This window comes from Niveispirillum sp. SYP-B3756 (assembly GCF_009495745.1).
Taxonomy (GTDB): Bacteria; Pseudomonadota; Alphaproteobacteria; order Azospirillales; family Azospirillaceae; genus Niveispirillum.
Window position 1 is genome coordinate 103956 of sequence record NZ_WIDQ01000005.1, and the last position, 9146, is coordinate 113101.

Sequence of the window (9146 nt, forward strand, 5' to 3'; positions counted from 1 at the left end):
CCCTGCTCACTCCACCGGATAGGGCAGCTTTTCCATTTTCTGGATCACCATCGGATCGACGGAATCCAGCAGGTGTTTCCAGAACAGGGCCAGTTCGGGGCGGCCGATGGTCAGCGGCTTGTCGGTCTCCGCCCCTTCCTCCACTGCGCGCAGCAACCGGTGCATGGTCATCATATAGCTGAACTTCACCAGCCGGCGGTTGGACACTGCACTGGCATTATATTGCCGCGCCGTCTTCACCAGATGGGAGAGGTTGCCCAGCAGGGTCTGGTTATCGCGCTTGATCGTGTCGGCCCGCGTCAGGCCACGAATTTCCCGCCGCAGGTCGGCCAGCTTGTCCAGCAGACTGGTGAGGTTGGGCGTCTGGTGCGTGCCATAAGTTTCCAGCCAGCCGCGCTGGATCAGATCGCCAATCTCCTCCGGCGTGTCGCGTACATTCTCTACCCAGCTTCGAATGACGAAACGGTCATAGATGGCGCGCAATTCCCCACCGCGCGGCACATCATTGGTGGCGGCGAACATGCAGTGCATGGCGACCGGGCGCACACTGCCCCGGTCATGGAACACGCGCTCATTCATGAAGGACAGGATCGAGTTCAAGATGGCGCTGGACGCGTTGAAGATTTCGTCCAGGAACACGACCTTGGCATTCTGCATCATGCCTTCTTCCAGGCGGATCATGCCCCGGCGTTCATGCAAGGCCGCGATATCGTAATGGCCGAACAGTTCCCCCGGCTCGGTGAACGGGGTCAGCAGATATTCGAAATAGCTGTCATGACGGCTGGCCGCATCATTTTCATCCAGCACCCCGATGGCACCGCAAAAGGCCCGGATCAGGCGTGACTTGGCCGTGCCCGGCGGCCCCACCAGCAATAAAGGCTCCCCACAGGCCACCGCCAGGATCAGTGCCCGGACATGCACATCCATGCCGATAAAGCGGGCCTTCAGCAGGCTTTCCACACTCAACAGCAGTTTCAGCGTGTTCTTATGATTTGCGACCAGGGACTTCAGACTATCGGGACCGAGCATTTCAACCGCCAATCGAAGCAGGGGAATTGGGAATGGGCGACAGGGAGGCAGAAAGGGGTGGTGGAACGGCTGCCAGGGACGCCGCCAGCTCCGGGCCGAACCGTGCCGGCAAATCAGGCAGATGGGTCAGCAAACGACGCAAGACCCACCAATCCCAAAAACCCGCCCAGTCCGGCGTGGTCGGGATCAGCGCCGTGATCATCTGTTCAAGCCGCCGGGCCCGCCTTGTCGAGGGGAACCAATGCTGCGGCCACCACCAGCGGCGCGGACGCGGCCCCACGGCCGCCAGCAGCAGCCAACAGGTCTCCGGTGCCAGACGCGGCACCGGCATCTGGCCAGGGATGATCAGATAATTTTCGCGCAGGAAACCCTGTATCAGGGCCGCCACGGCATGGCGGAAATCCAGATCGTCCCAGGCCAGACCCGCCACCAGCCCCCAGGCGGGCGGGGGCATGTAATATCCGTCAACCTGCTTGCGCCTTGGCCGTAACCAGCGGGGCAGGTGCCGGGACAGAACCGTGTCGGCGACGCCCGCCCAGCGATCGGCAAACGCCGCCTGTACCGTCAGCAACTGGCCCATTTCCGCCGGGCGCAGTTCGGTGTAGCGCAGCCGGACATCAAGCATCCCCCATTGCGCGCGCAGCCGCTTCTCATCCACGGCCGGGGGGCGCATCAGCCGGTCCAGATCGGCAACCGGCAGCGGCGGGCCTGTATCCCGCATCTCGGCCCACAACCGATCAACCTTCTCCCGCAGGGAGGCCAGTGGCCCCCATGGCGAATATCGCCGCCTGTCCGGCAAGGGGGGCGGGCTCAGCAGCCGGTTCAACATCGCCAGCACAGGCGGCCGCAGCCCCACGGCCACCCGCTGGAACAGCAGGCCATCGCGGGGCAGACCGGGAACCGGTGGCAAAGACCGGGCATCGGAAACGGCATCGGTCACGGCAACCACCTCCACAGGGCGATCAGGGCAAGATAAAGGGCGGTCGCCAGCACCAGCAGCCAGGGCCACAATGGCAGCGCCGCCGGCGGACGCGGCACCGCACCGCCCAGGATGAAGGCGGACGGGTCGTAACTGCCCCCGCTGGCCGCCGCCAGGGCGGTCAGCAGGGCGGTATCGACGCCATAGCTCCATTGTTCCGACCCGACGGCGGGGGCGCCATCAGCCATCGTGCCCAGACGGATGGGGATACGCTGTTCGCGGTCCAGCGCATCGGGCCCGGTTTCACGCAGCACCAGCATGGCCGCCCCGCTCACCGGGGCGGCGGGCAGACGCAGGCGGAAACGGCCCCAGGCGGCGGGGTCCTGCTCGCTTCGCAAGGGCTGATCGCCATTGGCCGTCCGCAGCGAGGCGGAGACCTGCTCCACCAGCGGCACGCGACCATCCCGCACGGTCAGCGACAGCAGCAGGGTCGGGATACCATCCTGTTCCACCAGATCAAAGACATAGCGGTCACGCTGTGGCCAGGCGACCAGATGTTCCATCCAGCCTTTCACGCTGCGGGCACCCGCACCCGACGCCCAGGCGGCAGGCACATTGGTGGTGAAAACACCCGCCATCCCCGTGCCGCTGTCCAGAAAGGCCAGCACGGGATCAACCGGATGCGGGCGGGTGGCCGCCAGTTCCACCCCATCGCGCACGAAAGTCACCGCATTGCCGTCCAGATCGCCCGGCGGGTCCGGCAGCAGGCCAGAACCCGGCAACAGCAGGTCCGGACGGTAATTTCCGGGTTCAAAATGTTTGGAGCGCTTTTCCGGTTGCATGAAGCCCAGATGCAGCCCGCCGATGGCACCGGGTTCGTTGATGAAATGCATCTCCCCCATCCGCGCCATCTCGCGGTTGACAGAATTTTCGGTCTGACCGATGGCGAAGATGGTGGTCATGCAGCCGGGCAGACGGGCCCCCAGGCTGAACCCCCCGTCACTGATGAAGAACAGGCCGCATTGCTGGGCATTCTTCACCGCCAGCCGCTCCAAGGCGCTGTTGGGGTTCGTGCCGCCACCACAGGAAAGCGAACCCAGCTTCGCCCGTGCCTCTGCCTTGCCGGCGGCGCTCATCGTGACGTTCCGCAGCAGGTCGCTGTAACCACTGGCAAAGCTGGTGATAGTGAGACTGTCGCGCGGGCGCAGCTGATCCACAATATGGGCCCCCAGCTGCTGCGCCAGACGCAGCGGAAGGCCACACATGGAACCCGACGTATCCACCATGATCACGACCTGACGGCCCGGTGGTTCCACCAGCATTTCCCGCGGTTTGGATGTCACCGGCAGCAAGGGATCCAGCGCCGTTTCCTCGTACCCCATCAAGACCGTCGGGTCCTCGTCCCGGCCCCTGTGCGGACCGTTGGCGAGAAACAGGCCGGCCCCATTTTCCTTCACCGCCGCCGCAACGCGTTCGGCCTGGCCAGGCGCCAGACGGTTGGCCGGAACACCATCAATGACCACCACATCGATGTCGTTCAGGGCGAAGGGCTGCCCGTCGCCGTAGCGTTCAACCTGATAGCTGTCGCTGGGCAGGGCCGCCAGCCAACCGGCCGGCCCCAGCGCGGCGATCCGCGTCGGCGTATCGACAAGCGTATAGGCACGGCGACGCTGCGATGCTCCCCCCTCTGCGGGGGTGAGATCGATATCCAGGAACTGCAAGCCGCGATCCGCGAAGATGACGGGCAGGGAGACGGCCCCGCTGGCGCCGGCCGGCACCTCCGCCTCGGCCTCCACCGGGGTGCCTTCCCCGTTCAACTGCACCCGCAGTTTAAAGCGCCCTGCCCTGTCCAGCGGATTGGCAACCACCAGCCGCAGCCGGGTTTCCACCCCCGCCGCCACACGCGGCGGCAAGTGGCTGGCCATCAACCCGATGCCGGGCGATGGGCTGGCAACGGGCAGGACATGAACCGGAATGCCCAGGTGGCCGGCTTCCCCCGCCGCTTCCAGCGCGTCGCCGCGCGTCTGCAACCCGTCGGATGCCAGCAGGATGGCCCCGCCGCCAGCATCGCGCACCTTGCGCGCCGCCGCCCGGATGCCAGCGGCCAGATCGCTGTTTCCCTCCGCCGGCCCTTTCTGGCCCGCCAGTCCCGGCAAGGCCCCCGCCAGGGAGGCAAGCGGCAAGCCCGGATGGACCGCGACACTGCCATCGGCGACAAACAGCACACTGGCACTGTCGCGCGGATCGGCCGTGCGCGATGCCTCGCCCACCCGGTCGGCGACACGCGCCAGGGTGGTTGGCAATTGCTCGGGCGTGCGCCGGGCGCTGGCGGAACTGTCGACCAGCACCGCCAGATGCCGCCCCTCCCGCCCGGCTTCCCGGCTGAACCAGAGACCGGTAGCCGACAAGGCCAGCAGCCAGCCGATGAGACCGGCCAGCACCGGCAGTGCCAGAACCCAGCGCCCCCGCCCACCCCGGCGGGCCTGCCAACATTGGATACCAGCCGCCAGAAAGGCGGCCAGGGCCGCCACCAGCGCCAGCGTCCCCGCCCAGCCGCCACCATCGCAGCCGATTCCCGCCCCGGACAACAGACCCGGCAGCAGACAGTTCATGCCACCCTCCAATACCGGGCGGCATAGGCACGTTCCAGGGCGAACAGCAGGGCGGCAGCGGCCACCAGCCAGGGCCAGACGGGGATACCCCCATCCTGGGCAGCGCGGGGCACCAGATCATCCAGGCTGCCGAAAGAGGCCGGCTCCCCCGTCATATCCCCCTCTGCCACCGCGGCATCAATCACCGTTCCCTTCGGCGTCAGCCAGCGGGCCGGGGCCGGGGCCGACCCTTCCGACATCAGCCAGCGCACACTGTTGAAGAACAGCAGCATGGATGCCTTTTCCACCGGCCCCTCCCCCGCCAGCGGCAGGCCAGGGATATAGGCGGTACGCGGCACGTCCCGCGCCGCAATCCAGACATGGCGAGCCGTATCGGCGGCGATGGGCGTAAAACCCACCGGCAGGCGGGCCGCATTCATGCCCGCCTGATCCAGCACATCAAAATTGACCCCGGCCAGGATCGGATGACGATCCGCGAACAGGGCCACGGGGGAGGCCGGTGAGCGGCGATAACCCGGACCGACCACCAGGGTCGGCTCCGGCCCGGCCTGTGCCGGATCATCTACCACCTTCAAGGTCGGGTTGACCGTGCTAAGCGCCCAGCCCAGCCGCATTGGCAGGGTTCGGTCGGCCAGGCGCCAATCCACGCGCGGCTGTCCGCCGGCATCCACCACCAGTTCCGCCAGATCATCCCCGTCATAGGCACCGGATGGCGACAAGGCCAGTCGATAGGTACCGGATTTGGCTGGTTCAAAGACAATGCGCCACGGGCCATAGGGGGACCATTCCGCCCGGCGTTCCAGAAGGGGGCTGCCATCGGGGCCAAGGATGGTCATCCTGGCATCGCCGGGCGGCGTCCCGGTGGCGGTGATGGCCACCGCTACCTCCCGCACCGCGCCGGAGAACGGGTCGCGCTGAATATCCACTGCGCTGATCCCGATATTATCGACCGGCTGGGCCACATCGATCCAGACCAGCGCCCGGTCGGTTCCAGCCGGAACGGAGGGGGCCGGCCGGTCGGTCACCACCACCACATGGCTGACCGCACAGCCACCGCTGGCCGGCAGCCGCAGTGCGGCGAGCGGCAGCGCCAGATTTGTACCCACCGGTTGCGGCGTCAGCCCCTTCAGCAGGGCCAGGGTGGCGTCGGCCGTACCATCATCCAGATGGTCGGTACGCTGCTGGTTGAAGCTGGAAAGCCGAAAACAGGGGGCATCATTGCCCGCCTGCGCCTGGGCCCGGCGGATCGCCTGTTCCACCGCCGCCCGCGCCAGATCCAGCCGGGTTCCCGATCCCTGCCGGGTCGCCATGCTGTAGGAACTGTCGACCAGCAGCCAGACACCCAGCCTTGTCCGGCTGATGCCCGTCACCCGCCACGCCTCCAGCAGGATGGCGGCCAATAACAAGGCGATGACCCCGCATTGCAGCCAGAAGGATACCGACCGCACCGGCATACTGGGTGCCCAGCGCCAGCGGGCCGTGACCGGTTCCGGCAGTTCCAGCAGGAAACGCGCCGCCGAAACGGTGACGGTACGGAACTGCGGCAACCGCATATAGAGCACGACCAGCCCCAGCAGACCGGCCAGAATGGCGATGGCGGCAATGATCATGCGCGCCTCGCAAACAGGCGGGCCAGGACGGGTTCCTGAAAAAAACGGTCGGTGAAGAAGGCGGCCCCGCCATCGGCCATCGGTTCCGCCGGCCAGCGCCATTGCACATGGTCGATCCCGCCGCGCCGCGCCGGTTCCCACAGGCCGCGCGTATGGGTGGAAACGCGCTGTTCCACCATCAGGGCCTGATCGGCATCGATATGACGGCGGACGGGACCGGCGGGCAGGCCCGGCCCGCTGGCCAGGGTCGGCCCCAGCAGCATAGCCCGTTCCGCCGGCCAGCTGTCCAGTTCCACCAGGATGACCCAGCGGGCCCCTTCCTGCGCCCGGGCCAGCAGCCGCTGCCAACGCCCCTGCGGATCATCGAAATAAAGATCGGTCAGCACGATCCACACGGCGGTCGGCGGCAACCGGCGCAGGATGGCCGCATCATCAAAATCATCCGTCGCCGGCCGGGTCGCCGCCCGTTCCAGGAAAGCCAGCGCACGCGCCGGCAGCCGACGGCCGCTGAATTCCTCCAGCGCATCCTCGGTGGCGAACAGCCGATGCAGCAGCACCCGGTCGCCAGAGGCCAGCGCCACCCCGGCGATGGCCCGTGCCAGCCAGAGGGCGATATCCAGCTTCCGCCCCGCTGCCGGCAGCCGCATACTTTCCCGCGTATCCACCGAAACCGCGATGGTCAGGCGCTGTTCGGCGGCATAGGTGCGGACCAGCGGTTCGGCCAGCGGCCCCAGCCGGGCAGAGGCCGCCCAGTCGATATGGCGGAAATCATCGCCCGGCAGATAGCGCCGATGCTCCCGGAACTCCAGGCTCTGCCCCTGGATACGCCGGAGATGCGCGCCCACCTGCCCCGCCGGCAGGCGCCGGCCGGCTTTCAGGCGATAGGCCTCCAGCAGCGTAGGGTCCAACGGGAAGGGGGGCAGGTGCGGCGCCATCAGGATCAACGTTCCGGCAGGGCCACGCCAGCGGCACGCAGGGATTGCCCGATCAGATCGCGGTATCCCGCCTCCGTCGGGGCGGTCAGCATCACCAGTTCGGCCAGCAGCGCATCATGCCGTTCATCCCGGCCCGGCGGCACGGGTTTGTAACGGCCCTGCGCCTTTTCCAGGAACCGGTGTTCCCAGTCGAACACCAGTTTCAGGCGGTGGCGCAGCACCGGCATGGCCACCCGGCCCAGTGCCGCGCCCGCATGATCCACCCCGCCCAGGAACAGACCGGCCCAGCCCTTGGCCCCCAGCATCATCGCCGTGGCCGCCCGGGGACCGGCGCCATAATCGACGAAGTGCCGGCTCCACTTCTCCAGCGTCTCCTGGGTGCGCTGATCAATGCCAACGGCTTCCGCCGCACGGTGGTTGGTGGCCAGCACGATATTGACGATATGATCCTTGACCACCGGCGGCGGGTCCAGCGCCCGGATGGCGCTGCCGATACGGTGGAAGAAGCGCAGCGCATCCTCCTCCCCCCAGCCTTTCCCGGCGGCCGTGGCCGCCGGCCCAGCGGGGGCGGCCGGCGGTCCGGTCACCTTGTCAATGATGGAACCCAGGGTACCGGCATTGGGAAACGGCATCCTGACCTTGAACATGAAGCGGTCGGCCTGCGCCTCCGGCAGGTCGAACACGCCTTCCTGGTCAATCGGGTTCTGGGTGGCCAGCACCATGAAGGGCGGCAACACCGACAAGGTATCCCCCATACCCGTAACCGGTACCGGCGGACGCAGCTTGTGCGTCTGGCCCAGCACTGTCACCTGCCCTTCCGCCATGGCTTCCAGCATGGCGGATTGCGTCTTGGGCGTGGCGCGGTTGATCTCGTCCGCCAGCAGCAGCCAGCGGAACAGCGGCCCCGGCTGGAAGGCAAACCGGCCCATGTCACCATCCACCGGCATCTTGGTGCCGGTAATGTCGGCCGGCATCAGGTCGGGCGTGAACTGGATGCGGCCCCAGCGCTTTTCGTCAAAGCCCAGATTGGCGCACAGATCCTTGATCAACTGGGTCTTGCCCAGGCCAGGATTGCCTTCCAGCAGCACATGCCCGCCAGTATAGAGCGCCACGATCAGCAGGCGGAGCACCTCCTCCAGCCCGAACATGGTGCGGCCCACCCCGTCCTGTACCGACTTCACATAGTCCAGATCATTCCGGTGCAGCACCGGCGTCCCCATATCAACCATGGACTTAGCGTCCCCCTCCCATCACATGCCCGACCCAGGCGGGCAGCGGCTGCTGCCCCGACTGGGGGGGCGGGTCGTTCCTGCGTGCCGGGGCCGGACTATCCGGTACCGGCGCATTGTCCGGTCGCCCCGCTGCGGCCGCACCACCACGCAATACCGGCAGGTCGATCGACAGCGCCTTGCCTGCCTCCTGCGTGCTGGGCAGCGCCATCGGGTCGAAGCGCTGCAAGGGCGGCATCGGCTCCCCATCCGTCACCCGCTCCCGGCCCATGCCGGGAACGCGTACCATCTCTGTCCCCTCTCCGCCGGGGCCCCCGACGGTGATCGAAACGATGCGGGCACCACTGCCCGCAGCATTCTGACCACCACCACTGCCCACCGCCACCGGCTGAACCTGACCGCCACCGGAGCCCTGGCCGCCACCAGAACCCTGGCCACCGCCGGAGCCCTGGCCGCCACCAGAACCCTGACCACCGCCAGAACCCTGGCCGCCACCGGAACCTTGACCACCGCCAGAACCCTGGCCGCCACCAGAACCTTGGCCACCGCCGGAGCCCTGGCCGCCACCAGAACCCTGGCCACCGCCGGAGCCCTGGCCGCCACCAGAACCCTGGCCACCGCCGGAGCCCTGGCCGCCACCAGAACCCTGGCCACCGCCGGAGCCCTGGCCACCACCGGAACCTTGACCACCGCCAGAACCCTGGCCACCACCGGAACCTTGACCACCGCCAGAACCCTGGCCACCACCGGAACCTTGACCACCGCCAGAACCCTGGCCACCACCGGAACCTTGACCACCGCCAGAACCCTGA

At 67.5% G+C, this 9146-nt stretch carries 8 protein-coding genes; all 8 read right to left on the bottom strand.

Translation table 11 applies throughout. The features are described from left to right. Positions 1–6 precede the first annotated feature (6 nt). Positions 7–1029 carry an AAA family ATPase gene (locus GE253_RS12740; protein WP_153204509.1) on the bottom strand — a complete coding sequence of 341 codons (1023 nt, stop codon included), beginning with the start codon at positions 1027–1029 and terminating at the stop codon, positions 7–9. Between the two features lies 1 nt (position 1030). Next, positions 1031–1969, bottom strand: coding sequence for a hypothetical protein (locus tag GE253_RS12745; protein WP_153204510.1), 939 nt, complete (start codon positions 1967–1969; stop codon positions 1031–1033). Further along, positions 1966–4560, bottom strand: a complete 2595-nt coding sequence (locus GE253_RS12750) for a VWA domain-containing protein (protein WP_153204511.1) — start codon at positions 4558–4560, stop codon at positions 1966–1968. Before GE253_RS12750 ends, GE253_RS12745 begins: the two co-directional genes overlap by 4 nt. Beyond that, a complete protein-coding gene (locus GE253_RS12755; protein WP_153204512.1) occupies positions 4557–6170 on the bottom strand; it encodes a VWA domain-containing protein in 1614 nt (537 codons plus the stop codon). Before GE253_RS12755 ends, GE253_RS12750 begins: the two co-directional genes overlap by 4 nt. Then, positions 6167–7105: a DUF58 domain-containing protein gene (locus tag GE253_RS12760; RefSeq protein ID WP_153204513.1), complete on the bottom strand. Its 939-nt coding sequence runs from the start codon at positions 7103–7105 to the stop codon at positions 6167–6169. Before GE253_RS12760 ends, GE253_RS12755 begins: the two co-directional genes overlap by 4 nt. Positions 7106–7110: 5 nt before the next feature. After that, a complete protein-coding gene (locus GE253_RS12765; protein ID WP_153204514.1) occupies positions 7111–8334 on the bottom strand; it encodes an AAA family ATPase in 1224 nt (407 codons plus the stop codon). A gap of 4 nt (positions 8335–8338) precedes the next feature. Further along, entirely contained in the window at positions 8339–8623 is a 285-nt protein-coding gene (locus tag GE253_RS12770) for a hypothetical protein (RefSeq protein ID WP_153204515.1), read from the bottom strand. After that, on the bottom strand, positions 8587–9146 hold a 560-nt coding region (locus GE253_RS26510; RefSeq protein WP_211101437.1), incomplete at its 5' end, for a hypothetical protein. The genes GE253_RS26510 and GE253_RS12770, both read right to left, overlap by 37 nt.

Excerpts from the sequence above, each read along its gene's own strand:
- GE253_RS12740 (WP_153204509.1), bottom strand. The coding sequence starts at position 1,029 with ATGCTCGGTCCCGATAGTCTGAAGTCCCTGGTCGCAAATCATAAGAAC.
- GE253_RS12750 (WP_153204511.1), bottom strand. The coding sequence starts at position 4,560 with ATGAACTGTCTGCTGCCGGGTCTGTTGTCCGGGGCGGGAATCGGCTGC.
- GE253_RS12755 (WP_153204512.1), bottom strand. The coding sequence starts at position 6,170 with ATGATCATTGCCGCCATCGCCATTCTGGCCGGTCTGCTGGGGCTGGTC.
- GE253_RS12760 (WP_153204513.1), bottom strand. The coding sequence starts at position 7,105 with ATGGCGCCGCACCTGCCCCCCTTCCCGTTGGACCCTACGCTGCTGGAG.
- GE253_RS12765 (WP_153204514.1), bottom strand. The coding sequence starts at position 8,334 with ATGGTTGATATGGGGACGCCGGTGCTGCACCGGAATGATCTGGACTAT.
- GE253_RS12770 (WP_153204515.1), bottom strand. The coding sequence starts at position 8,623 with ATGGTACGCGTTCCCGGCATGGGCCGGGAGCGGGTGACGGATGGGGAG.